Origin of the sequence: Furfurilactobacillus siliginis, from assembly GCF_001437435.1 — a bacterium.
In the GTDB taxonomy this organism is placed as follows: domain Bacteria; phylum Bacillota; class Bacilli; order Lactobacillales; family Lactobacillaceae; genus Furfurilactobacillus; species Furfurilactobacillus siliginis.
Genome location: NZ_JQCB01000015.1, coordinates 33043 through 33259, shown reverse-complemented (window position 1 = coordinate 33259; position 217 = coordinate 33043).

Below are 217 nucleotides of genomic sequence, written 5' to 3'. Positions count from 1 at the left end.
GGGGACTCAAAGGACTTAGCATTCACGGTTACCTATACCAAGAACCCCGCAACAGATAACAATGGCGGCACTGGGCTCAATCAACCGGGGAAGCCAGGTAATGGTACGGACATAGGAAATCCCAGTTCTAACCAACCAGGGAATCCTTCCCAGCCAAGTGACGCTACTAACAATGGAGTAATCAATACGTCGACTAATACAGGATCTAAAGTTAACG